The organism is Microcoleus sp. MON1_C5, assembly GCF_036701875.1.
Lineage (GTDB): Bacteria > Cyanobacteriota > Cyanobacteriia > Cyanobacteriales > Microcoleaceae > Microcoleus.
The window spans coordinates 74,449-99,756 of the sequence record NZ_JAUBRN010000018.1 but is presented as its reverse complement, the minus strand read 5'-3'; the positions used below and the strand labels follow the sequence as shown (position 1 = coordinate 99,756).

Annotated in this window: 20 protein-coding genes and 1 pseudogene; 10 read left to right on the top strand and 11 right to left on the bottom strand. The window is 45.2% G+C overall.

The window, feature by feature from the left end; all coding sequences use genetic code 11:
- Positions 1-99: 99 nt before the first annotated feature.
- Positions 100-951 carry a universal stress protein gene (locus QUA71_RS11685; RefSeq protein WP_333285039.1) on the top strand — a complete coding sequence of 284 codons (852 nt, stop codon included), beginning with the start codon at positions 100-102 and terminating at the stop codon, positions 949-951.
- 120 nt (positions 952-1,071) lie between these two features.
- On the opposite strand, the gene psbM is transcribed toward QUA71_RS11685, so the two are convergent.
- The 6 genes from psbM to QUA71_RS11655 all read right to left on the bottom strand — a co-directional run bounded on the left by psbM (position 1,072) and on the right by QUA71_RS11655 (position 6,545).
- The gene (psbM, locus tag QUA71_RS11680) at positions 1,072-1,185 is read right to left on the bottom strand and encodes a photosystem II reaction center protein PsbM (protein ID WP_006631488.1); all 114 of its coding nucleotides are present in this window, start codon (positions 1,183-1,185) and stop codon (positions 1,072-1,074) included.
- 292 nt (positions 1,186-1,477) lie between these two features.
- On the bottom strand, positions 1,478-1,774 hold the full coding sequence (locus QUA71_RS11675) for a 2Fe-2S iron-sulfur cluster-binding protein (protein ID WP_006631487.1): 297 nt from the start codon (positions 1,772-1,774) through the stop codon (positions 1,478-1,480).
- Between the two features lie 146 nt (positions 1,775-1,920).
- Positions 1,921-3,816 (bottom strand): TolC family protein, encoded by a 1,896-nt coding sequence (locus QUA71_RS11670; RefSeq protein WP_333285037.1) that lies wholly within the window; start codon positions 3,814-3,816, stop codon positions 1,921-1,923.
- Between the two features lie 141 nt (positions 3,817-3,957).
- Positions 3,958-5,343, bottom strand: coding sequence for a TIGR03279 family radical SAM protein (locus QUA71_RS11665; protein ID WP_333285035.1), 1,386 nt, complete (start codon positions 5,341-5,343; stop codon positions 3,958-3,960).
- 73 nt (positions 5,344-5,416) lie between these two features.
- Positions 5,417-6,184 carry a methyltransferase domain-containing protein gene (locus QUA71_RS11660; protein ID WP_333285033.1) on the bottom strand — a complete coding sequence of 256 codons (768 nt, stop codon included), beginning with the start codon at positions 6,182-6,184 and terminating at the stop codon, positions 5,417-5,419.
- Positions 6,185-6,326: 142 nt separating this feature from the next.
- A complete protein-coding gene (locus tag QUA71_RS11655) occupies positions 6,327-6,545 on the bottom strand; it encodes a hypothetical protein (RefSeq protein WP_333285031.1) in 219 nt (72 codons plus the stop codon).
- A 209-nt stretch (positions 6,546-6,754) separates the two neighbouring features.
- On the opposite strand from QUA71_RS11655, the gene QUA71_RS11650 reads away from it, so the two are divergent.
- Together QUA71_RS11650 and QUA71_RS11645 are read left to right on the top strand one after the other, a co-directional pair.
- Positions 6,755-7,666: a tetratricopeptide repeat protein gene (locus QUA71_RS11650; RefSeq protein WP_333285029.1), complete on the top strand. Its 912-nt coding sequence runs from the start codon at positions 6,755-6,757 to the stop codon at positions 7,664-7,666.
- Positions 7,667-7,705: 39 nt separating this feature from the next.
- Positions 7,706-8,908, top strand: coding sequence for a tetratricopeptide repeat protein (locus tag QUA71_RS11645; RefSeq protein WP_333285027.1), 1,203 nt, complete (start codon positions 7,706-7,708; stop codon positions 8,906-8,908).
- Positions 8,909-9,338: 430 nt separating this feature from the next.
- On the opposite strand, the gene QUA71_RS11640 is transcribed toward QUA71_RS11645, so the two are convergent.
- Entirely contained in the window at positions 9,339-10,241 is a 903-nt protein-coding gene (locus QUA71_RS11640) for an undecaprenyl-diphosphate phosphatase (protein WP_333285025.1), read from the bottom strand.
- Positions 10,242-10,562: 321 nt separating this feature from the next.
- On the opposite strand from QUA71_RS11640, the gene QUA71_RS11635 reads away from it, so the two are divergent.
- From QUA71_RS11635 to QUA71_RS11625, 3 genes are all read left to right on the top strand, one after another.
- Positions 10,563-11,174: a thylakoid membrane photosystem I accumulation factor gene (locus QUA71_RS11635; protein ID WP_190661428.1), complete on the top strand. Its 612-nt coding sequence runs from the start codon at positions 10,563-10,565 to the stop codon at positions 11,172-11,174.
- A gap of 106 nt (positions 11,175-11,280) precedes the next feature.
- Positions 11,281-12,210 carry a trypsin-like serine protease gene (locus QUA71_RS11630; RefSeq protein WP_333285022.1) on the top strand — a complete coding sequence of 310 codons (930 nt, stop codon included), beginning with the start codon at positions 11,281-11,283 and terminating at the stop codon, positions 12,208-12,210.
- A 487-nt stretch (positions 12,211-12,697) separates the two neighbouring features.
- The gene (locus QUA71_RS11625) at positions 12,698-13,759 is read left to right on the top strand and encodes a mannose-1-phosphate guanylyltransferase (protein WP_333285020.1); all 1,062 of its coding nucleotides are present in this window, start codon (positions 12,698-12,700) and stop codon (positions 13,757-13,759) included.
- Between the two features lie 94 nt (positions 13,760-13,853).
- On the opposite strand, the gene QUA71_RS11620 is transcribed toward QUA71_RS11625, so the two are convergent.
- The 4 genes from QUA71_RS11620 to QUA71_RS11605 form a co-directional block, all read right to left on the bottom strand.
- Positions 13,854-14,558, bottom strand: a complete 705-nt coding sequence (locus tag QUA71_RS11620) for a hypothetical protein (protein WP_333285018.1) — start codon at positions 14,556-14,558, stop codon at positions 13,854-13,856.
- 245 nt (positions 14,559-14,803) lie between these two features.
- Positions 14,804-15,430 carry a hypothetical protein gene (locus QUA71_RS11615; RefSeq protein WP_333285016.1) on the bottom strand — a complete coding sequence of 209 codons (627 nt, stop codon included), beginning with the start codon at positions 15,428-15,430 and terminating at the stop codon, positions 14,804-14,806.
- 114 nt (positions 15,431-15,544) lie between these two features.
- The gene (locus tag QUA71_RS11610) at positions 15,545-16,279 is read right to left on the bottom strand and encodes a cadmium resistance transporter (protein WP_333285014.1); all 735 of its coding nucleotides are present in this window, start codon (positions 16,277-16,279) and stop codon (positions 15,545-15,547) included.
- A 143-nt stretch (positions 16,280-16,422) separates the two neighbouring features.
- The gene (locus QUA71_RS11605; RefSeq protein WP_333285012.1) at positions 16,423-17,127 is read right to left on the bottom strand and encodes a DUF1003 domain-containing protein; all 705 of its coding nucleotides are present in this window, start codon (positions 17,125-17,127) and stop codon (positions 16,423-16,425) included.
- Positions 17,128-17,371: 244 nt separating this feature from the next.
- Here QUA71_RS11605 and QUA71_RS11600 point away from each other — a divergent pair, with 244 nt between their 5' ends.
- The 4 genes and pseudogenes from QUA71_RS11600 to QUA71_RS11585 form a co-directional block, all read left to right on the top strand.
- Positions 17,372-17,575, top strand: coding sequence for a hypothetical protein (locus tag QUA71_RS11600; protein ID WP_333285010.1), 204 nt, complete (start codon positions 17,372-17,374; stop codon positions 17,573-17,575).
- A gap of 1,115 nt (positions 17,576-18,690) precedes the next feature.
- On the top strand, positions 18,691-20,343 hold the full coding sequence (locus QUA71_RS11595) for an AarF/ABC1/UbiB kinase family protein (RefSeq protein ID WP_333285048.1): 1,653 nt from the start codon (positions 18,691-18,693) through the stop codon (positions 20,341-20,343).
- Between the two features lie 109 nt (positions 20,344-20,452).
- Positions 20,453-23,767, top strand: a complete 3,315-nt coding sequence (locus tag QUA71_RS11590; RefSeq protein WP_333285008.1) for a helicase-related protein — start codon at positions 20,453-20,455, stop codon at positions 23,765-23,767.
- 656 nt (positions 23,768-24,423) lie between these two features.
- Positions 24,424-25,293: pseudogene (locus QUA71_RS11585) on the top strand (sigma-70 family RNA polymerase sigma factor); the annotation flags it as partial.
- Between the last annotated feature and the right edge of the window lie 15 nt (positions 25,294-25,308).

Here is a 25,308-nt window from a genome sequence, read left to right as displayed (position 1 = left end):
GCAAACTTCAGGCTTATGCTTGACATTAAGCCACTAGAGTACCAACGCCCTAGTTAGAGCGTCGCACAAGAAAACTCAACTATTTTTACCGCCCAAACCATGATAGAAAAAATTTTAGTAGCCGTCGCCGGTCGCGGCTTGTGCGAAGAGATGTTTAATATGTTGATGGACATCCCTTCCTTGCAAAAAGCCTCTGTCACCGTCTTGCACGTCGTGCCGCCGCAAGTAACCTCCGAGGGCATGGCAGCCAAGTTGGAAGAAGGAGGCAAGATCTTAGCACAAGCAGTCCAGTCTTTGAAAATAGATCCCAGCAAAGTCAATCCCCGGCTCAAACAGGGAGATCCGAAAACAACAGTTTGCCAAGTCGCAGAAGAAGAACAATCCGACTTAGTAATTATGGGTTCCCGGGGACTCGGACGGCTGCAATCGATTTTGGAAAACTCAGTCAGCCAGTACGTTTTCCAGCTAACATCCCGACCGATGCTGTTAGTAAAAGACGACATCTACGTCAAAAAAATCAAGCGTGTCATGGTGGCGGTAGACAAATCAGAAGCTGCCCAACAGTCATTGCAGCTTGCGCTATCTTTGGTCAAAGAAGTCAGTGGCGGAGAGATAATTTTAGTACACGTCAGTAAAGATTTGACGGGAAAAGCCAGCGAAGATTTAACAGCAAGTGCTGAAAAAGACCCCGTATTAGCTCCGGGAGTAGCACTAGCGAAACAAATGGGAGTTAGCTACCGCTGCGTTAGTGCTACAGGCAAGCCAGGGGAAGCAATTTGTCGGATTGCAGACGACATGAATGCCGACTTGTTGGTGCTCGGTTCCCCGGATCGGCGGCCCAACGTTGCCAAAAACTTTGTGGATATCGATCGACTCCTGGGAAATTCGCTATCAGACTACGTGCGAGTTTATGCGAACTGTCCCGTCTTGCTAGCCCGCACAGTCGGCTAGAATCTCATCGTTAAGAGCGAGCAGCTAACACTCAACAGTTAACAAAAAAAGCGCCTCAGCAAAAAGCTGTTGGCGCTTTTTTTTGCAAGCAGCAAAGCCAGACAGAAATAGCAGCAGTTGCTAATCTTTTCGGCTTTGACGGCTAGCCGTTTGAATGTACAGAATGATTAGAAAAACGCTGGGAACCAATACAAACAGAATGGTTGCCACAAACCCTAAATCGTTAACTTCCATGAAGACGCTCGCCTCTATCGGAAAATAGGAAAATACACACAACTAGGATATCACTCAAAGGCGAAAGGCAAACTCGAAGATAGAAGGAGGACTGGCAGACAAGCGTCGAAACCCGGTTTCTGTCTGGATGCCTGGCAGCCCAACCTTTTATTCCTAGAAACCGCGTTTCTTTTCCTAGGTCGGCAAAAGGAATGATTATACAGTTAAATAGGAAAAAAAAACAAAATTCTTGGATTCTGAATTTTTCTTTCCTTCTGCATAAAAGCATCTCTAGCCTTCTGCCTTCTGAGAGTCACGGTTTAGTCTTCACGCTGACCTGGCCATTGACCATAGCTTGACAAGCCAACCGATAGTTTTCGGGCTTTTTCTTGAGCTTGCGGTTTTCAAAGTCAGTGCGCGGCGACAGATTTTCACTTCCCTCGACAATTTCCACAATGCAGGTGCCACATTGACCTATGCCCCCGCAATTCATGAGCTTTCCCGAAAATGTGTACAAATCAATGCGGTTTTCTAGAGCTTTGAGCCTCAAATTGGCTCCGTCTGCTGCGATGACTTCCTGATTTTCCTTCACAAACTTGATGTTGGCCATTGCCGATTCCTTAACGCAGTTGACATGGAACTCTATTACAAAATATTAACTAATGTGTCGGACGTTTAATACCCGATGTCTAATTGCCTTTGTGATTAAAGGTCGTGAAACGTAGCTATCCCATAGGGAATCGCCCCAACCCCATCTCAAGGAGCATCGGAGAGGTTATTAGTCGGAAGATTGCTCACAAACCGCTGGAGAGACGAAAGTCCCAGGTTGTAGGTGATAATTGCCGACAATCGGTTTCTCTCAGCCCTAGTCAAATCAGTTTCCGCCTGAATCACATCCGTCTGAGTACCCACGCCCGCTTGAAACCGCAGTCTCGCCAAACGCAAAGCTTCCCTCGACTGCAAAACCCCCGCCTCAGAAGTTTCGATATTCTCAAAACTCGACTCTAAGCCAAAATAAGCTTGTTCCACTTCCCGGCGCACCTGATTGCGGAGTTGGTCAAATTGACTTTCGGCGATCGTAATATCAGCATTTCGCTGTTGCAACCGGGCGTTCGCCGCGCCCCCGTCGAAGATACTCCAAGTCAGACTCGCCCGCACCGAATACCCGTCGGCCCAGCCGCGAGTAGCAAACCGGCCCGGGTCGTCAGGGTCTTGCCCCAGCACGTTGTAGGCGGCCGAGACACTCACTTGAGGCAAACGCCCCGCCTGAATCGCTCGCCTCTGCTGCTTGCTGATATCCCTCTGCACCAACTGCTGTTCCAACTCGGGGCGATTCCTAAAAGCCTGCACGATACTCTCTTCCAAAGACAGCCTCCAAACGCCCGCTTCCTCTACCGGGTCAGCCGCTGTCAAGTTCGCCGACTGGCTGACATTCAAAATCTCAGCCAGACGCCGCTGGGCAACTCGCTGGTCGCGGCGGGCCCCTGACAGTTGTTGCTGTTCGTTAGCCAAATTTGCCTGAGCCTGCAACACAGCAAACCGAGTTCCCACCCCTGCCCGTTCCAAGGCTTCGGCATCCCGCAAACTTTGCTCGGCATTTCTGACCGAAGCTTGGCGGATGGCAACTTGTCCGTCCGCGTTTTGCAAGTTGTAGTAAGCCTCAGCAGTGTCGAAGCGCAGTTCCTCGGCTTGGCGTTCCACATCCAGTTCCCGAAGGCGCACCTGTTCCTCTGCCGCGCGGATGGTAGCGCGCCGGCCTCCGAACAAATCGAGGTTGTAGCTCAACTGCAAAGTGCTGTTGAGACTGTTGCTGCCGAAATTTGTGCCGGCTTGCTCGGCGGGCTGCCCGGTTCGGTTAGCCACAGCGTTGAGACGGCGCTGCGTAGCCCGGATTCCGAGTTCTCCGCCAGCAGTCATAGATCGGCTGGCCTCCATTTGAAAATTTAGGTCTGGATAAAGAGCAGCTTGCTGTTCGCGCAAAGCTGCTCTGCTTTGTTCCACTTGCTGTCCGGCGATTTGCAAAACTTGGCTGTTGCGGCGGGCGAGGTCGATCGCCTGCTGCAAGGTAATTGACTCTGTTTGCTCGATCCTGACATCCTCGGGGTTTGTCGGAAACAGCAGCGGATTCGGGTTGGGTTCCAGGGAAGCCGGAGGATTGGTGTTTAAGAGGCCCCTCGGAGGGAGAGGGGGGAAACTTTCGTTCGGAGTGCCCCGGAGAATGGGTACGGGGGAACTCGGCACAGGAAGATTGTTTGGAGGGTTCGGGGAAGGCTGCTGAGCGTCTTTCGGTTCCAACCCTCTTAGAGGTGTTGAACCGCGCTGAGACAGAGTTGATGGGGAAGCCGGAGCAGCCTGTTGAGGCTTTGATGCTTGCTCGGGCCCGGTTGGGGTAGTTGATGCGATCTTGGCTCCCCCTGGCTGCTGAGACTTGGAGGTTTGAGGGTTAAGGGCGATCGACTGTTCGGCCTCTGATGCTGATTCTGCCGCTGTGTTCGAGGTCGATCGAACATTCTGCCCTAATTCGAGCTGATTGCTAAGGGCGGAACTGTCCTGAGGTTGAGCAGGAGTCTGTGCTGAAGCACTCTGTGCGGCGTTGCCCAAAGTAATTGCAGCGCCCACTCCGACTACGATGATTTGACGAAAAACACGCATAATTTTTTAATTACTCTGCAATCCTAGAGACAATTTTAGAGCAAGATTGAGGTCTCAAGTTTCTAGTCTGTAGCCTGAACTCGACGGTTACAAGTCACAATTACCCTACTCATCTTAACTTTTGAATGTTCGATTCAAAATTTAGAATTTAACTTCAGCATTTGCCAGACCGATCGCCGCCGATATTAGTTCCTCTACTCCGCTCACCGGCAAAATCCGGGTTTTCAGCGAGCTGGCGAGCTGTTCGAGGGTCATGTCGTCTAGAAAACGCGGTTCCCCCTGTTTTAGCATCACCGACGGCAGCAGGATACCATCTCCCAAGTCTCGCCCCTGCAAAGCTTCGAGCAAATCTTGCCCGGTGAGCAAACCCGTAACAGTGATAGTTTGTCCCCAGTAGTGGCTGCACAGTGCTGCCATGTTGACGGACAAGCCGGGAATTTGGTTTAGTTGTTGTACGATCGGCTCAAAAGCTTTTTCTACAGCATTCCCCACCACCCAAACTAACTTGCGCTCTGGCTCGACTTGCATCGGTTGCAGCTTCTCAAAAGCCGTTTCAAACTGCTGGATAAACTGGCGGATAGAACCGACACCGTTACCAATTTGCGGATAATCTTCGTAATCTTCAGCCGACGGCAAATCTAAACCAGCTATTAAAAACCACTCGTCCGCCAGCCAAATGCACCGCGATTTTGAATTCGGCTTTTTCGCCCTTTGGCCACCTTTTCCTTTACTCAAAAGCACTTGAATTTTCTGCACTTGCTCGATTACTTCTCGCGCTTTTTCCGCAGTTACTGCGATCAGTTCATCTTCGGCTGGGCGAAAGCGAGTTAAACCTACTGGCACTACAGCCACCGATGCTACAGCCGGGATATTTCCCGTATGAAACTTTGCCAAATCTAACAAAGTGCGTTCTAAATGTTCGCCGTCATTAATCCCAGGACAAACAACTACTTGAGCGTGAATTTGCAAGCGGCGTTCTTGAAACCATTTGATTTGTTCTAAAATCTTGCCAGCGCGGAGATTTTTTAACAGCCTAATTCGTACTTCCGGTTCGGTAGCGTGCACGGAAACATAGAGAGGAGAAAGCCGCATTTGTTCGATTCTGTCCCACTCTTTTTGAGTCAGATTGGTGAGAGTGAGATAGCTACCATAAAGAAAACTAAGTCGGTAGTCATCATCTTTGAGATAGAGAGTTTCTCGCTTTCCCGGTGGTTGTTGGTCGATAAAGCAAAAAGGGCAGCGGTTGTTGCACTGAATTAGTCCGTCAAAAAGAGCCGTTTCAAATTCCACTCCCAAGTCTTCGTCATAATCTTTTTCTATTTCTAAATTGTGGGTTTTGCCTTTAGTGTCTAATACTTCTAATTCTAGAAATTCATCGGCGCACAGGAATTGATAGTCGATCAAGTCGCGGGGTTTTTGACCGTTGATGGCGACGATTGAGTCTCCTGCTTCAAATCCGATTTCGGCGCCGATGCTGTCGGGGATAACTTTGGTGATTAAGGCTGGTCGGATTGATAAGTCGCTCATATTTATTAGTGATTGCCCATTAGTTATTTGTTATTATTGGGACTCTGTTACACTTGTTTTGAGTTGATAAAACTTAGGCTATTTTATCGCCAACGATGACAGCGATTGGAACCGCATAATGAATTTCCTCGCCTCTAAAATGCGCGCCAATTCCGAGACTATCAACACCAATATCCTCTCTAAAAATTTCTCTGATTTTCTGGTCATCGCCGGGGTTGGGAAAAGAAGCAGCTAACTGTTGTTCTAGCCCAAGTTCTACCTTGTAAAAAGCCAATTTAACATTTTGAAGATTGGCATCTGCGACTAATTTTGGAAACTCTTCCAGAGTCAAGGCGCGAGTATGAGAGGGATCGCGCAACTTCTCAATCCGGTCATAAGCATTCACTTTATCCGGTGGCAAAGCAACATCAGCAATCAGGATTCGACCACCTGGACGACATACGCGAACCATCTCTGATAGAACAACATCTGGCTGCAAAAAATGATGGAAAGCGTAACGACTCAGAACAAGAGAAAAAGTAGCATCGGGAAATGGTAGTGTTTCAATATCTCCTTGTTGCCAGGACAGATTAATCAAGTTTTTCTGTTGCGCCAGAATCTGGGCTTGTTCGAGCATCGCTGGTGTGATATCAATGCCCGTAACGTGACTGGCAACTTCCGCAAAAGCACAACTAACAATACCTGAACCGCAAGCAACATCTAGAACTGTGTCTTTGTCAGATACACTCGCCATTTCTCTCAGCAGGTACAGAGACTCTTGATTGGTGTGAGCGTACAATTTAGAGAAGGGAATTGCCTGACGAGTGAACTGGTCGATGATGGATTCCTGATGTGCGGTCATAGTTTAGGATGTGGCTAGCGGAGAATGTTTACAGTTTAACTTGTCTAGGCTGAATTTGGCGATCGGGCGATCGCTTATGCCAGTCTAGGCGAGTGAATTGTCTTTAACAGAATTGACTTGTCGGGTTGCTAAACATACAGCATTATATTTTTTCCACAAACAGTCCTGCAATCCGCACCTCAAAAGTTATTCCAGGTAGCTGAGGCTGCCATCCAAATTGCATGGCTTGCCGTATCCATTGTGCTGCATCAGAGGGTGTTACTGGTCTCATTTGGTTAGTACCCCAACATGGAGGATGAGGTCGATCCGTGAGAATAACTAACACGCCCGCCCGGTTTTTCAGCGTGTTGGATAGCAACATGAATATTTCCGCAACCGTAGTCTGCTTGCATATTAGTAGCTTGTCTTCGGATTAGCCAGATGAAAGGCTGCCCATCAACAATTATTTTTCTGGTTCCTTTTTTCGGTATTGACATAGTTTGCTAAGGTCGATCGGCTTTAGCATCAGGGTTAGTTCTGGGTTGTGAATTTATTTGAGCTGTGACAGAATAAGGCAAAAATCTTTAATTTATGAAATTCAAAATCTTGACAGGGCTCCTAACCGGGTTAGTTGCTTGTACCACAAGTGTACTTTTTTGTCAATCCAGTAGGGCGGGAAATGATAGCTTTTTTAACAACGGCACTCTCAAATATATTAACACTGGGATTCTGAATGCAGAACCCGTGATGTGCGCTGCTGTTAATCAAGAGGATACTGGTACAAATAGGACTTTACTATTGACTCTGAAGCAGGGGAGTGATACTGAGGATACATTGAAAAAACTGCCAAAAGTTGACTTAACAGTTGTAGAGTTTACCAACAGTCAAAAGTACAGCGTTGCTCACATTGGCAACTCAGATTTGGCGGCAGGGACAAAAGCTGAGGATTTGTTTATTCGGGGTGAGCAAAAATATGAAAAAGGAGATTATCAAGGCGCTATAGCCACTTACACTCAAGCAATTGCGCTTAATCCTAACTATGCCCAAGCCTACCACAACCGGGGAAATGCCCGCTCTAAATTAGGAGACAACCAGGGTGCTGTAGCCGATTACAACCAAGCTTTACGAATTAATCCTAACTATGCCAAAGCCTACTACAACCGGGGAATTTCCCGCTCTGAATTAGGAGACAACCAGGGTGCTGTAGCCGATTACAACCAAGCTTTACGAATTAATCCTAACTATGTCTTGGCCTACAACAACCGGGGGCTTGCCCGCTTTAAGTTAGGAGACAAGCAGGGTGCTGTAGCCGATTACAATAAAGCTTTGCGAATTGATCCTAACCATGTTAATGCCTACTACAACCGGGGACTTGCCCGCCGTGGCTTAGGAGACAAGCAGGGTGCGATTCAAGACTTTCAGAAAGCAGCAGATTTATATCAGAAGCAAGGAGATCAAGATAGCTATCAAAAAGCCCTTAACCATCTAAAAAAACTTAAATAAACTGCAACAAACGTCTTTTTTTATTGATAGGTAAAATTCATGAAGTTGTCTCAAAAAATTTCCATCGCGTTGATTGGTGCAGTTGCAATAAGTGCGAGCGCACAACCAACCGCAGTTTTCGCTATATCTGTTCAGGTTCCGAGTGCGTCTGTGGTGGCTGCGACGAAAGCTGAGGATTTCTTGATTCAGGGAGAGGAAAAATATGATAAAGGAGATTATCAAGGCGCTATAGCCGCTTACACTCAAGCAATTGTGCTTAATCCTAATTATGCCGAAGCCTACAACGGCCGAGGAAATGCCCGCTATCGTTTAGGAGACTATAAGGGTGCTGTAGCGGATTTCAACGAAGCTTTGCGAATTAATCCTAATTCTGCCGAAGCCTACACCAACCGGGGGAATGCCCGCGATGACTCAGGAGACAGCCAGGGTGCACTCGCCGATTACAACGCAGCTTTGCGAATTAATCCGTCAGATGCTATTGTCTACTACAACCGGGGAGTTACCCGCTCTCGTTTGGGAGACAACAAGGGTGCTGTAGCCGATTACACCGAAGCTTTGCGAATCAATCCTAACTATGCCTCTGCATACAACAACCGGGGACTTGACCGCTCTGATTTAGGAGACAACCAGGGTGCTATAGCGGATTTCAGCGAAGCATTGCGAATTAATCCCAACCTTCCCGGTGCCTACTTAAACCGGGGGATTACCCGCTATCGTTTAGGAGACAACAAGGGTGCTGTAGCCGATTACAGCGAAGCTGTGCGAATCAATCCTAACTTTGCTCTTGCTTACTACCACCGGGGGAATATCCGTTATTTTTCAGGAGACAACAAGGGTGCTGTAGCCGATTACAACGAAGCTGTGCGAATCAATCCTAACTTTGTCGAAGCCTACACCCACCGGGGGAATGCTCGCGATGATTTAGGAGACAGCCAGGGTGCACTCGCCGATTACGATCGAGCTTTGCAAATTAATCCTAACTTTGCCAGTGCCTACTTAAACCGGGGCGTTACCCGCTTTCGTTTAGGAGACAACAAGGCTGCTGTAGCCGATTACAATGCAGCTTTGCGAATCGATCCTAACTTAGCCGGCGCCTACTTGAGCCGGGGAATTGCCCGCGCTGAAGGGGGAGACAAGCCCGGGGCGATCCAAGACTTTCAGAAAGCAGCAGACTTATTTCAGCAGCAAGGTGATAAAGATAACTATCAAAAAGCCATTAACAATTTGAGAAAACTTCAATAAACTGCCAAAAATCCCGAAAGGTCGATCGCACTACTAAGCGCTAAAAAATAGAATAATTAGAACCCAAACCTCTTTTTTAAGAGTCTGAGTTGTAATTCAACATTATTATAATCAGATAACTTAATTGTTTTTCTGATTGTTATTAGTTACTATAGGGCGGGTAAATGACTTAGGTACATCAAAGAATAGTCCTAATATAAAATTAAATAAAAGACGGAGAGAAACCGTTAGCCTTCATCCTCCTTAAAAGCACGCAGCTTTTATCTCAAATTTTCCTATCTACATGGATTTTTAACTATCAAAAAATTCGTTACTTGTGAGTTTTTTTATTTATATTACAAAAAAATAGATTGTAATTTGGCGTTCCAGTTATTAATTAGACCGAGTTCAGAGCGACATAAGTCGCTCCTACTGCTATCGAATTTCTATTTTATATATTTCGCAATGCCCCCCCTGCGATCGCCGTTAAAATGGCCACGCCAAATGCCAGCCGATACCACACAAACACCCAGGTGTTTTGAGTTTGCAGGAACTTGAGCAGCCACGCGATCGACAAATAAGAAAACACAAATGCCGAAATTGTCCCCACTATCAAAGCTGCAACTCCAGCATCGCTGATTCCTTCTCCCAAAGCACCCTTCAATTCTACTAATCCAGCCAGAGTAATTGCCGGAATTCCCAATAAAAAAGAAAATCGCGCGGCGGCGGATCTTTCCAATCCCATGAACAATCCTGCTGTGAGAGTGGAACCCGATCGCGAACACCCCGGAATCAAGGCTATTGCTTGAGCTAATCCCATAAAAATGCCGTCTGAAACAGTTAACTTTTCATAAGTGCGATTGCGCTTGCCAATTTTTTCTGCTGTTGCTAACAGTAGCGACATGACGATCGAAGCAATGGCGATGCTGGTCAAACTTCTCAGCGGCGAGCGATCGAAATCTGGAACCAATGCCTTGATTAGCAGCCCAAAAAAGAGTATAGGTATTGTTCCCAAAACAATTCCCAGGGCTATTTGAAACTCTTGCGATTTGTAGTCGCGTTGCATCACGGCATCTACAGCACCCAAAGTTATAGTTGTCAAGTCTTTCCAGAAATACCAAAGCACTGCCACAATGCTGCCCAACTGAATTACAGCAGTATAAGCAACCCCCGGATCGCCCCATCCTAGGGCGATCGGCACTACCTTTAAATGAGCGGTGCTGCTGATGGGCAAAAACTCGGTTAATCCTTGTACAATTCCTAAAACAATCGCTTGCAACAGATTGATTTGAGCGGGCCCGGAAACATCAGCAGCGGGCGTTTGGGCCAGGATTGTGTCAAGCAAAGCTATCATTAGTTATTAGTTCCCAGTTGTCAGTTTCTAGTTATCAGTTGAATTTAACATCTTGCACCCTTCTCAGAAGCTAGAAGCCCAGCCCGCAACAAATAAATTTCATTGTGGCGCAGATACTTCCAGCCCGCCCCTGAAAAACCGATGGCAAATAGTGTTTTTGGATCAGTAGAATCACCGTGTCGATCGCTACAACAAGCAAATTATCATAGTCTATCCGAAACTACGTTAACCTACTCAGGAACATTTGCATACAGTTGCTGATAAACTTAGGAAAGTTTTTGCATCTGATTTCGCTTTCCTTACAGCCACTGCCAACAACCTATGATATTTCCTGAGAACAAAAATTCAATTGTTACTCCTGCTTCTGGCCTGGGCTTGCTGAAGCGAATCTTGTCAGCCAGTCTTTTAACCGTCGCGATCGCACTTAGCTTGATACTGCTAAGCGGTACGGCGCCAGCTTTGGCAACTCTCACAGACGATCGCTTCGACGGTACAATATTTTCCCTCTACGCCGGCAACGGTTCCCTAGTTCCTCCTAAAGCCAAGCTTGCAGATTCTTTCAAACGCCATAAACCCGTATTGTTAGTGTTTTACACTGACGACAGCAGCGACTCCAAGCAATATGCGATCGTCGTCTCTCAACTCCAGGAATTTTACGGCCGGGCAGCCGATTTTATGCCGATAACAGTTGACTCTTTGCCTCCCCAACCGTCACCGGAACTCACCGAACCGAGCCATTATTACGAAGGTTTCGTACCTCAAACTCTCATCCTCGACCAATCGGGAAAAGTAGTTTTTAACGAGAAAGGACAAATACCCTTTGAACAGGTAGATGATGCTTTTCGGAAAGTATTTGATTTGCTGCCCCGTGAAAAATCAATCCCGCTCAAACGCCGCGTGGTGAACGAACTTAATGTCGAATTATCGAAGTAAACTGTTGCAATAAGTAAGCTAATTTCAACAAACGAAATACTCGCGAGACCCGACTTATTGAAAAAGTCAGGTCTCGATTAGCTCTCCAACCAATTCACTCTCAAAAATGAAGTCAGGAATCAAAATATTATTAATCGCGGTTGTGACGGTATTTTTAGTTTTAGAAACTGCCGAAGTTGGGCGATCGATAATTAGCGCTTTTCCTGACAGCAGTTCCCGCAAACCTTTAGCTTTAAATCAATATACAGGCGTAGCCTATCTCGATTCCGTTTCCTGTACAGGTTCGCTGCTAACGGGAGGGTTGTACGTTCTCACGGCGGCCCACTGTCTGAATGAAGGCGGAGTTAAGGTTCCTGCTGAAACGGCAATTAAAGCAATTTTTAAATTGCCTAGCGGTGAAGTTAGCATCCCCGTTAGCAAATATTATATCCATCCGGGCTGGACTGGTTACGAATCGGAAGTTGGCAACGACATTGCTATTTTAAAGCTGAAAAGGGTCGCGCCGCCAAGGATCGAACAGTACGAGATAAATAGAAACAAAAATGAAGTGGGGAAAGTATTGACAAAAGTTGGATACGGGTATATCGGTTTAGGTGCAAACGGACAAGATGAAAATTCTAATTCTGAAGCGAAAAGATATAGCGGACAGAATCGCTATGATGCTTTAATTGATGTTTTGAAAGATGCTACAGAATCAGATATGTCGGAATTGGTTTTGGGGAGTCAATTAATCTTTGATTTTGACGCGGGAACTAGCGAACACGATGCTTTGGGGAGGCATTTTCCCAGGTTGCGCGATCGCGGTTTGGGGAAAAATGAGATAGCTACCGCTAGCGGAGATTCCGGCGGGCCTTCGTTTGTTGACGGGAAGATTGCGGGGATTAGTTCTTGGGGTTATAGCGATCGAGGATTTTTCAAAACAAACATCACCGATATTGATAAAATTGACGATAATGGCAGTTTTGGGGAAATTTCCGGCGATACGCGGGTATCATTTTATGCAAGTTGGATCGATCGAGTGACAAAAAATCCCTGATAGGGTTTTGGGTTAATTGCGGCTGAGTTTTGAGGATATTTAGAGGAATAGGCATCAAAATCAAAGAAGGCGGGTTTTTTGCTGTTTGTGGGGGATCGGAAGTATGCTCGCAAAAAAACCCGGTTTCTGAGTGCGATCGTTGATCTTCCCATCCCGCTTCTGTTTCAATCCCTAGATAGGGATTTAGGTATTTTCCGGCGTGGATGTACGCAAGCTTCGCCGAGTTTTGCGCTACGTTTCAATCCCTGATAGGGTTTTAGGTATTTTCCGGCTCTCTGCAAGAAGCGCATTTGAATGCGTTTTTGGTTTATGTTTCAATCCCTGATAGGGTTTTAGGTATTTTCCGGCTCGCGTCTTTGGGCTTGGGATTGTAAGACGCAATTTTCCCAAAAATATAGGTCTCCCCCAAAACCCGCACACAGCTACAATTCTCTTCATAATTATAAGCTGTCGAGCAAAATAGATCAGAACCCTTAAACTTCAAACCATGACCAAAACCTTAATTCCCGTAATACTCGCCGGCGGTAAAGGCGAACGCTTCTGGCCTCTCAGCCGCAAGCAGCGCCCCAAGCAGTTTTTGAGTCTCGACGGTAGCGGCAAAAGTTTGCTGCAAGCTACAGCGGAAAGACTATTAACATTAGGTAACGGCTGGGACGATTTGTGGGTAGTAACGTCGGAAATGTTGGCTGCGGGAGTCCGCGAACAGTTGCCGCTGTTACCCCCTGAGAATTTGCTGGCGGAACCGGAGGGCCGGGATACTGCGCCGGCGGTGGCCTGGACTGCTATAGAAACTGCCAAGCGTTACGGCGAGGATGCGGTAGTGGGTTTTTTCCCGGCGGATCACTGGATTGGGGAACCCGAGGAGTTTGTCAAGACTTTGGAGGCGGCGGCCGAGTTGGCGAGAAATCAGGATGCGATCGCCACTTTGGGAGTAAAACCGAGTTATGCTTCCACCGGCTACGGCTACATCGAACAAGGCGAGGAAATTGGCAGTTTTGCCGGTTTTCCCGCCTATCGGGTGGCGAGATTTACCGAAAAGCCCGATCGCACAACTGCTGAGGAATTTGTAGCCAGCGGCAAGTTTAGTTGGAACGGCGGAATTTTTGTCTTTCGAGTTGGAACAGTCTTGACAGAATTGCGAAATCATGTACCGGAAATGATGGCAGCTTTGGAAGCAAAAGGCGCGCAGGCTTACTCGGAATTACCTAAAATAAGCATCGATTACGCCCTGATGGAGAAGACGCAAAAAGCTTGTGTTCTGCCCGTAGGCTTTAGCTGGGACGATTTGGGTGATTGGAATGCGATCGGTCGTTTGCTGCAAGGAGACAAACCGAATGTCGAATTAGCAAAACACGTCGGAATTGACACCAAAGGCGGCATTTTCTATGCAGCCGATGAGAAGGAGGTGATTGTCACCATTGGTTTAGAAGATGTGGTAGTTGTCAGAGATGGCAATGTGACTTTAATTGTGAAAAAAGATAGGACGCAGGAGATTAAACAGGTAATTAAAGTGTTGGGAGAAGATGAAAAATTGAAAGATTTGTTATGATGTAAGTACGGCACAGATTGGGCAGGCGAATACAAAGGATTAATCACTCTTTATCCAGACTTTCGTTTTTTAATCTGTGTCGTACTTCACTATTCTACTTTTGTTGTTCGCACTTCCACTGAAGCCATGTTTGTACCAGATTCCTAATTAAAGCCTCTGCTTCTGATAGTGACATAGGTTCTTTTGGTGGATCGCTGTGATCGACACCGTGCCGTGCATCATCACCAATTGCACTTTGACTATTAGCAGTATGCGTGAATTGGCTAATCTTATTTTTAGTCCACTGTTCAATCTTTTTTTTACCAGCATCTTTCTTGACAATTTCATAAACTTTGTAAAGATTAATCCAGTTAGGTTCAAACTCCGTAATTTGTCTGAAAACATTTTTCACTATCTCGTCTTCTTCTGCCAGCTTCATCCAGGATTCAAACTCTAAAATAGGGATTATATCTTGACCGCCTTCTAGTTTGATAGAAAAAGAACTTGAATCCACCCTAATTGTGGCTGAAAGCGCAACCCGCCTATGAAGCTTACCTTCTTCGTCAACTTCGCAGATGATATCAGGCTTAAGAAGTGGAAAATCTGTAAATTGAATCCTTGCAACAGCACTTATATGTTGAAGAGGTTTAGTAGCTTCCCAATATACATCAGACTCATTCGTTAGTGATTCCCAGCGCGAAGAAGTGAGGTAATATTTACTATTCTCTGTGATTAAGCTAAATTCATCTGATGAACGCAGCAAGTTAGACAAATTGTCAAAATCAGACATTTCAACATCTAGTAAAACTAGCCATTTCATTGAAAAAACCTCCTAATCGTAATCTTTAAGGAAATACAACTTTATAAATGACTCTATTGTCCGAGACTAACTCTAAGGAGTTGGATCGAATGATGTACATCATATTGCATCACTCAGCATCTTCTGGCTTTTTTGCGATCTAAAAAGGAGAGACAATCGCCCATGGTGGCATTGCCTCTCCTCTATTCTGCCTGGGACTTTATTTTTTCCCAAGTCCCCAACTATTAACCGTTCCTCAAGAAGGATTAATCAATCAGTTCCGGCGTAGGAACTTGTGCATTAATCTGAGCCTGAGAAAACGAGGGCATGGCCCAAGTTGTCTCACCCGCTTTAAAAACTTTAGCAGGGGCAACATTCAATTCAATACCACCCGTTGCTGCACTCGTTGTAGCAATTAGCTGCGTACCATCTACAACCTTAATAGCAACCGGTTCAGCCAAAGAAAGTGGCTGAGCCGTCGGGCCGAAAGTAGCTTGAGTCCCTGCTGGCAAGTAAATACCATCGCAATCCCAATCATCATCTGTAATCTCACCGGCTGCCAGGAAATAAAGTTGCGTCGGCGATTTTTTCGGCTTATTCGCATAAACTGCCAGCGTTTGCCCGGTTTGATTGCGGCACTGAGCCCGCTTTCTAGCAGTTTCGATCACGTACTTCTGCATTTGCAATTCGGCCAACCGCTGTTGGTACTGTTCAGGCGTATAACCCGCAGTCGAAGGATCGCTCTGAGCTGACAAAAGTTGAGTCAATTCCTGTGTCACTTCCGCATAGTCAGCCCCCTTTGTGAAATCCTTGCCGGCCCAAGAAGGCTGAGCTACAGCTAAGTTTACGAAAAGCACTAAAGCCACCAGAATTAGTTTGAAAAACTTGCTCATTTTTGTTGTCCTTTGTGTAAGAAATCAGAGTTTGTTCTTAGAAAACCCCTCCACTTTGCTGAAGTTATAAATTATTTATTTTTCAACTTCAGCAAAGTGGAGGAAACTTGAACCCTAGTTTACCTCAAATTTTTCGACTTGAGGTGCAGTCTCTAACGATTGATAACTGTCTTTAAGCAATATCAGCAGCCACAAGCAACTGATAGCTACAGTAACTACCATTAAACCGCGATCCTCTAGAGTATGGCTATCGAGCAGGATCAGCGTACCCAGACCCATTAGAACGAAGGGAACAAGGGAATTACCGTAGCGGACAAGTAGGGTCGCGATCGCGCTCATGCGAGTTAGTTGATACGCCACATAACACCAGACACCCACTAGCAAGAAAAAGACGCTCAGAATCACTAGCAGGCTATCCCAAGTGCAGTTGGCAAACAACGGGACATAAATCCCCACATTATCACCTCCATTAGCAAATGTCACCGCAGCTACACTATAAGTTTGTGGGGATAAAAGACTAGCAAAGATAGTGGATTGAGGCGAATCTGTAGCTGTATTTTCATCATCAGCCTCTGTATCTCGATTTAGCAGGCGGCTGACTCCAATGGCAATTGGTACTAACCCCAACATCCCCACCCAAGGGCGCGGCACCATCATACAGCCAAAGAAGCTAGGAAGACTAAGCAGCACCAGTGCTGCGAACCCAAGATATTGTCCTGTAACAATGTGTTGCCGTCTAAAAACAGCATTGACTTGGGAGAAAAACAGCAGCAAGATGACAATATCATCTAAATTTGTGGCTGCGAAAGCTGTAATACCTGTGGAAATAGCGGTAAGGAAGGGGTTCATATCTAACTGCCTAGATTGTGATGGGAGTAGGCCTGCAATAGAGCCGGAGATTAATTGATTTATAGGTTTTTTTTAGGTTAGAACTGTTACTTAACAGATTGGCGAGACTGACGCTCTCATTCACTGGTTAGTAACGTCGCTTGTCACAGCTTGAAATAGCTTAACGCGGATACCGAATGTGTAGAGGGCTTTTGAGTTGGAAGTGAAATTGGCATCACTTCTGCATATTTTGATGAGTAAAAGTTCGATTTAAATACTTGGGGAAGTAGTATGGGAACCTCAGCCTTCTGCTTCTGATCCGAAGCAGACGGCTTAGCTGCTTCATTAACTTCGGTAATTGCTTTAACGGGGGCTGGCATCACCATCTCTTTGATGGGACTGACAGACTGCTGTTGCTGATTGAGCTTTTCCATTAAGTCAGGAATGTGGTGGCTTAATCGATCGAGCTTTTCGTGCAGTAGTACCACATCGTTAGCGGCTTTGAGATTAACTTGATGATTGTAGAGATTTTGTTCGCGTTCGGCATCCGACTGGCGGTTTTGACTCATTAACACAATCGGTGCAGTGTAAGCAGAGGCAAAGGAGAATACTAAGTTTAGCAAGATAAAGGGCTGCTGATCCCAGTGAGGAATGCCCGGTGTCAGGTTCGCGCCCACCCACCCGGCGAGGACTACTGTCTGTCCAATCAAAAAGGGCCACGATCCCACTTTCGCTGCTAGGGTATCTGCTAAATGCTGTCCGCGAGTTAAGGCTTTTTCCTCTGGTTTTTGAGGCGTAGCCTGTAAAGGCTTTTGATGGCTGGCGGTTTTCATTTTTGCGTTAACGCTGTTGGAGAGAGTGGATTTCATGGCAAACCTCACGGGTGAATGTCTAGTTGAAGCTGACTGGTTAATGTTCGCTGGCGTTTTTCTTTGATGCCTTTACTTTAGTCAAACTCCACTCATAAGAGCAAATGTTCTTTTTTATCAAATCAATCACTTCAATTTATAGATTTCTTGGAAATAGTAAAGCCAAAGTCAAGATGGGTATTTTATCCAGAGGCGGCAAAGCTAGAAGTTTAGAACCAATCCCAGCAGATGACCGTGATACTCAGTGGCAGACAGTTCTCGTTTGCCTTACTCGGTCAACTCGCCTGCAAATATGACGTGGAAGAAACTCAAACCAATTGTACATTTGCTAGAAACGACCTATGAAAAGGGGATTAAGGCTCCATCTCAGGAACTAGAACACTACCTCCGGTTCTGGCATCGCTCCGAAATCGTGCCTAAATGGGATGTCACAATTCTTCCCACTTGATTGGGATTTTATTTAATCGCCCGTCCCTTTCTGGTAAAAATACTTTAGGCTGTGTCTCAATAAACTTATTCCACTCTGCAGAATCGACATGGAGCAACATCTTTTCAATATATTTTACAACTAAGGGATGCCAAATATTTTTTCCCTTCTGTATACAATTCGGTGCTACTTCGATTTCTTCTAACTCTAAGTAGCAAAGGATTTCACCTACCTAAGCTAAAAACAAAGAAGAAAGATATTGATCGGCAAGCTGTATCTGATTATCAAATGCTGTAAGAGTGTAATCTTTGTAAATCGCTTGAGCTGTGTTCAACCCCGAAACAGCCTGGATTCAAACGCTCTGCGGTTATCATAATTTTTCCTGGTAAAGGCATTTTGTGCAGATTTGAGATTCGCACGGAAATCAGCGTAAAAACTCAGGTCTATTTTACGCTCAATTCGCTTCAAGCGTTGTTCAATTTCTTCTAACCGCTGTAGTACGACAATAAATGCTGTATATGAGATAGTTAAAGTGAGGATACTGGCAACTGAACCACACTGAGATATAGCAATCCTTGCAGGAGTCGTAAATTTTTTACCCCACCCCAACCCTCCCCGAACCCGCTCGCTCGGGAGTAAGAAATTCACAAATGATGCGAGGATGGCTATAGTAGGGTTGATACTGGAGAAAGATTAGAGTTTACTTTACGCAACATAGCAACTATTTCATGCGGCTGCTTCTGTGCATCCCGAATCACACCGCAAACTCGTAGATACTTCCGACTATTCTAAACCTTGATTACTCGACTCAGGAATAGTAAATGTTACATAAACTGCACTCATCTTTTTGACCTTTCCTAAATCTGAATATTTACTTTACTTATAAAATTAAATTTATTAACGTAAAAATTTTAAGTATAAAAATATTATGTGTGCTTTAAATGTATATTACTATCAGGAGTAATGCCAAAGCCAAAAACCGATCGCCCCCACAGCCCAAAATTCGTGAAGCGAAGCTATCCCGTAGGGAATCGCACCCTTTCGCCCAAGTTATTCCCCAAGACACTGGTCAGCCCGGTCAACAGCGCTATCCTAGTAGTTATATAGCCCTTAAACCCGATCGACCCGGAGGCCCCTTGTTTAGCCTAGTTCAAAACACTTCTCGCAAAGGAGAAATTCTAGAGGTCGTCTTCCGCAACGGTTGGGACTACATGAAAAGCCTCCTAACCGGCCGCAAAACCGACGCACCCAGTCTCCCAACTCCAGCAGTTCTCCGCAACATCCTCGTCGAATTAGGCCCAGTTTTTGTCAAATTGGGACAATTGCTGAGCACCCGTCCCGACCTTTTACCGGCCAGCTACATCGAAATCCTCTCCACGCTACAAGCGGAAGTGCCGCCCGTACCGTGGTCGCAAGTAGAACTTATCGTCCGCAAGGAACTCACACAATCTCTCGAAGATACCTTTGCCAAATTTAACACCGAAGCTGTCGCCGCAGGTTCGATCGCCCAAACCCACAAAGCTACTTTAAAAGACGGTCGCGAAGTCGCCCTCAAAGTTCAGCGCCCCGGTATTGAGATTGTCATCGAACAAGACATCGCCGTGCTCCGAGGTTTGGCAGAACTTGTCATGCTCACAGACTTCGGTCAACAATACGATATTGTCGCCTTAGCAGAAGAATTTGCGATCGCCCTGCGTGCAGAACTAGACTTCATTCAAGAAGCCAGCTACACAGACGAACTGCGCCGCAATTTATCTAAAAGTAAATGGTTTGACCCCACACAAGTTGTCCTACCACAAATTAACTGGGAGTTGACTACAAAAAAACTCTTAGTAATGGAGTGGCTGAACGGAGTCCCTATTTTGTTAGGCGACTTGCAGGGAATTCGCCATAAAGGAGATGTAAATGCCGAACGCGAAGAAATTACAACGCTGCTTTGCCGCGTTTTCTTCCAGCAGTTGTATATCGACGGATTCTTTCACGCCGACCCCCATCCCGGCAATTTATTTTATCTCAAAGACGGCCGCATAGCCCTGCTAGACTGCGGCATGGTCGGCAGATTAGACCCGCGCACTCAGCAAAATTTGACAGAAATGTTGCTGGCAATTGTCGATTTAGACGCTCAGCGCTGCGCTCAATTAACTTTGGAAATGGCAGAATTTGCTCAGCCAACAAGTTTAGTTAACCTAGAGAACGATTTGGCTCGAATGCTCCGCAAGTATTACAATATCAGCTTGTCGCAAATGAACTTGTCGGAAATTTTTTATGAGGTGCTGGAAATCACCCGCAAAAATAAAATTCGACTCCCCAGCAATCTCGGTTTGTATGCAAAAACTCTAGCTAATTTGGAAGGACTGGCGCGCTCTTTTAATCCCCGATTTAATATTGTAGAGCAGGTCAAACCGCTGATGACCGATATGTTTCGGCGTCAGTTATTAGGAGACGATCCGATCCAAGCTCTGCTGAGAACTGCCCTGGATCTCAAAAGCTTATCTTTGCAATCTCCGCGACAGGTGGAAGTGCTTTTAGACCGAGTTACTTCGGAAACTTTGAAGTGGAACTTGACCCTAAAAGAACTCGACCCGCTGCGCCGCACTCTGGGGGATTCTGCGAACCGACTTTCTTTTAGTATTGTCGTGGGTTCGCTGATTGTGGGGGCGGCAATTATTTCTTCTAACGCACAAACTCCTCAGCTATCTTTTCTGAGCACTGGTTTGTTTGGGGCCGCGAGTTTTTTGGGTTTGTGGTTAGTTATTAGCATTATGCGATCCGGCCGTTTGCGGAGTTAATTGTACAATATCGCTATGTGTTGTAGAACGGGCCGGGAAGCCTGTTCTTGAGAATGGTGGAGGATGTAGAATATAGCCAACAAGTGCAACAACCGCATAAAGGTAGGCTATGTCACAGCATGATGCTTCTCTCCCAAATTCGGCAATTAGAGACAACCGCCACCGCGGCACTGTGGGCGATTTTTTGAAAGCCAAGGTTGAGGAAAACTCAACCTTGTCAATTGTTTCTGCTTACTTTACAATTTATGCTTTTGATGCTTTGAAGGAACAACTTCTAAGTATTAAAAGCCTGAAATTTCTCTTTGGCGAACCGCGCTTCATCAAGTCCCTTGACCCCAGTAAAACTGATAAAAAGGCTTTCCAAATTGAGGATGAGGGCTTGCAGCTACAGAATCGGTTGGAGCAAAAGCGGGTTGCGAAAGAATGTGCAGAATGGATTGAAAAAAAAGTACAGATACGGTCGGTAAAGCAATCTAATTTACTGCACGGCAAAATGTATCACATTGCTCATAAGGAAACTGAAAATGCTATTATGGGCAGTTCAAATTTTACCGTGCGGGGACTGGGATTAGGTACAAAATATAACAATATTGAACTCAATCTAGAAGTAGATAGTAAACGCGATACCCGCGACCTTAAAGCCTGGTTTGATGAACTCTGGAATGATGCCGAACTCATCGAAGATGTCAAACAAGACGTGCTGCTGTACCTAAAGCAACTTTACCAGAATAATACTCCTGAGTTTATCTACTACAAAACTCTGTTTCATATCTTCGAGACCTTCCTAGATGACCTAGAAAAAAGCGATATTCTCAGCGAAGAGCTACACCTATTTGATACAGAAATCTGGAAATCTCTATTTGAATTTCAAAAAGACGGAGTTAAGGCTGCTATCAATAAAATCCGACGATATAACGGGTGTATTATTGCTGACAGCGTTGGTTTAGGTAAAACATTTGAAGCTCTAGCGGTGATTAAATCTTTTGAACTTCGCAATAAAGAAAATGTTTTGGTTCTGTGTCCCAAAAAACTCCGCGAGAATTGGACTGTATATCTAGCACAGAACAATAGCGAACTGAATCCTTTTATTAAAGACCGCTTTAACTATACAGTCCTATCTCACACCGACTTGAGCCGCGATTCCGGTAGGTCTGGGGACATTAAGTTAGAAACGTTTAATTGGGGTAACTATGACTTGGTAGTTATTGACGAATCCCACAATTTCCGCAACAACATCAAGAGTAAACGGGACGAATCTGGCAATCTAATTAGAAAGAGCCGTTACGAAAGGCTGATGGATGACATTATCAAGAACGGTGTCAAAACTAAGGTGCTACTTTTATCAGCAACTCCGGTTAACAATGATTTAAAGGATTTGCGGAATCAACTTTATTTTATCACAGAAGGTCGCGACGCTGCGTTTGGGGAATCGCTGGGAATTGCCAGTCTGCGCGATACACTAGCTGATGCTCAGGGGAAATTTACCAAGTGGGCCAAGAAAAGTAGGGATCGCAAAACTAGCGAACTGCTGGAAGAACTTAGTTCTGCTTTTTTCAAACTGCTTGACCAATTGACGATCGCACGATCTCGCAAGCACATTCAAAAATACTATAAAGATGCGATCGCCCAATTAGGCGGCTTTCCAGAACGGCTCAAACCCATCTCCGTATTTCCTGAGATTGACCTAAAGGGTGAGTTCCTGTCCTACGAACAGCTTAACAGGGAAATTTCTAAATATCAACTCTCGCTATTCAACCCTTCAAAATATGTCCTGTCGCCATACCGTTCGGTGTATGAAAATAAAGGAGTGCGAAATTTCAAACAGAGCGATCGCGAACGCTGTTTGATCGGCATGATGAAAGTCAATTTCCTTAAACGCTTAGAAAGCTCCATCTGTTCCTTTGCGCTGACAATGGAGCGCACGATTAAAAAAACTGAAGCTCTAGAGACAAAAATTAAGAATTTTAAGCAATTGCAGCAATCTCGCGACGCTAACCAGACAGTAACTTTCAGCGATTGGATGATTGAAGACGTGGACGATGAAGAGTTGCAAGATGCCATGCAAGTAGGTCATAAGCTGATATTTCAAATGGCGCACCTCGATGTCGAAACCTGGTTAAAAGACCTGAAAAACGACAAGGAACAGCTTAAAAAAATTTACAATTCTGCCCAAAGCATTTCTGTTGAACGGGATGCCAAGCTGGCTGAGTTAAAAGAACTGATCGCCGAGAAAGTCAAGCATCCTACAACTAACAAGCATGGCCAACCAAATCGCAAGGTTTTAGTCTTTACTGCCTTTGCAGATACGGCAGTCTATCTCTACGAAGGATTGCGGGAGTGGGCAAGAGTAGAATTGAAAATTAACTTAGCTTTGGTCACTGGGGGCTCGGCGGCAAATAAGACTACCTTTGGCAAAAACGAGTTCAATCACATCCTGACAAATTTTTCGCCTTTCGCCAAGAAACGCGCCCAAATTCCATCTATGCAGCAAGACGGCGAGATTGATTTATTAATTGCCACAGATTGTATTTCTGAAGGGCAAAATTTACAAGATTGTGATTATCTGATTAACTACGACATACACTGGAACCCAGTCCGAATTATCCAGCGGTTCGGCAGGTGCGATCGCATTGGCAGCCCCAACCACACGGTACAATTAATTAATTTTTGGCCGACAGAGGACTTGGATCAATACATCAATCTGAAAAATCGAGTAGAAGCACGGATGGCTTTAGCGGACATGGCTGGTACATTTGAAGATAACCTGCTGGAGGCAAAGGAAATTCAAGAACTGATTGAGAGTGATTTGAAATACCGCGACAAGCAGTTGCTGCGATTGAAAGATGAGGTGCTGGATATCGAAGATTTCACGGAGAGTGTAGCCCTAACGGAATTCACTCTCGATGATTTCCGAATGGAACTAGCCAAATACATTGAGAGCAACCGCAAACTACTCCAAGATGCCCCTTTAGGACTCTATGCAGTAGTTCCAATTAACTCGGAGTACCCGATAATTGCTCCAGGCGTAATTTTTTGCCTCAAACAAAAAGGCGATTGTCTTGATAATAAAACCGTTAACCCGCTGCAACCATACTTTTTAGTTTACGTCCGAGAAAATAAGGAAGTGCGATTAACTTTTGCTCAACCCAAACAAATACTTGAAATATATCAGTTGCTGTGCGCGGGGTGTTGTGTTCCTTATCAAGAGTTGTGCAACTTGTTCGATCGACAAACTAACAACGGATTTGATATGACTTTGTATAACGATTTGCTTCAGCGGGCGGTTGATTCAATTGCAGGTATTTACAACAAGCGGCTCATCGGAAATCTGCTGTCTAGTCGCAGTGCTGTCTTGGTTGAACAAGCGCATCAGGTTAAAGCAACAACTGATTTTGAACTGATTACCTGGCTGGTGATTAAATGAGCGTCAGCGAACAACAAGCCAAAGCATCTATCAATCAAGCTTTAAGTAGTTTTGCCAAGGGAAAACTTGCCGATAACGCCCGGAATTTGTTCTTTACTCTTGGCTACCGCAGTGAGAAAATTTATGCGCTCAAACCTAATAGTTCGGATAATTTTATTGCACAATTTGACATAGATCACAAGCTAAATTCCCAAAAAGCTCTCTTAGAGGAATGGCTGTCGGTTGATTTTCTCTTCCAGTTTACGGGGACAGAAATTGCCGATAATGACCAGTTAAAAGTCGAATTTAATACTACCAGCGGCGAGAGTGCCTTCTTTACTTCTTACTTGTTTTTCGCGATCGCAATGCGGAGGAGCGCGTACACTATAGAACAACTTGACGGCATTGTCCGCGAGATTAATAAAATTTTACCGATACCGGCGATCGTTCTTTTTCAGCATGGACAAACTCTGACTTTCTCGATAATAAACCGACGCCAACACAAACGCAATGAATCTAAAGATGTATTAGAAAAAATCAAACATATTAAAGATATCCCATTCGACAGTCCGACAAACTCTCATTTAAAAATGCTCTTCGAGATTTTCTTAGCACAGTTGCATAAAAATCACGGGTTTAGCAACTTTGACGAATTTCATGAAGCTTGGCATAAAACTATTCCTAACAGCATTAAATTTAAAGAAGACCGTATACCCCCAGATTCGCTTCGCGCTTACCTGCAAGAAATCGGTCGAATTCCCATGCTCAAAGCTGACGAAGAGATTGAATTAGCTCGAAAAATTGCTGAGTTAGAATTAGAGGGCTGCCGAAAAGCTAAAGACAAAATGGTAGAGTCTAACTTGCGGCTGGTAGTCTCAATCGCTAAAAAATATCAAAATCGAGGCCTGGATTTCTTAGACTTGATTCAGGAGGGAAATCTGGGTTTAATCAAAGCCGTAGAAAAGTTTGATTGCACGAAAGGCAACAGGTTTTCCACCTACGCGACTTTGTTGATTCGTCAAGGAATTACGCGGGCTATTGCCGATCAATCGCGGACTATCCGCCTACCAGTTCACGTTTATGAAACTATCTCGCAGATCAATAAAACTACCAAACGGCTTTCTCAACAAATTGGCCGCAAGCCTACGGAAGAAGAAATCGCTACTAAAATGGAGATGACAATTGCAAAATTGCGCTTTGTTAAATCTAAATCGGATGTGTCTATCATTTCCTTAGATACTAGAATGGGTGAAGATGAAGGTTCTAGATTGGGAGAGTTGATTGAATTTGATGGGGAAACACCAGAAGACCAAGTATCGAAAAATTTGCTCCTCGAAGATTTGGAAAGTGTTTTAAATGCTCTCAGCCCCCGACAACGTGACGTTATTCGGATGCGATTCGGATTGGATGATGGCAGGGAAAAGACTTTACAAGAAATCGGCAATATATTTGATGTTACCCGCGAGCGGATTCGGCAAATTGAGGCTAAGGCTTTACTAAGATTGCGCCATCCGAACCGCAACAGCATTTTAAAAGATTATATTCGCCCTACAGCAATTTAT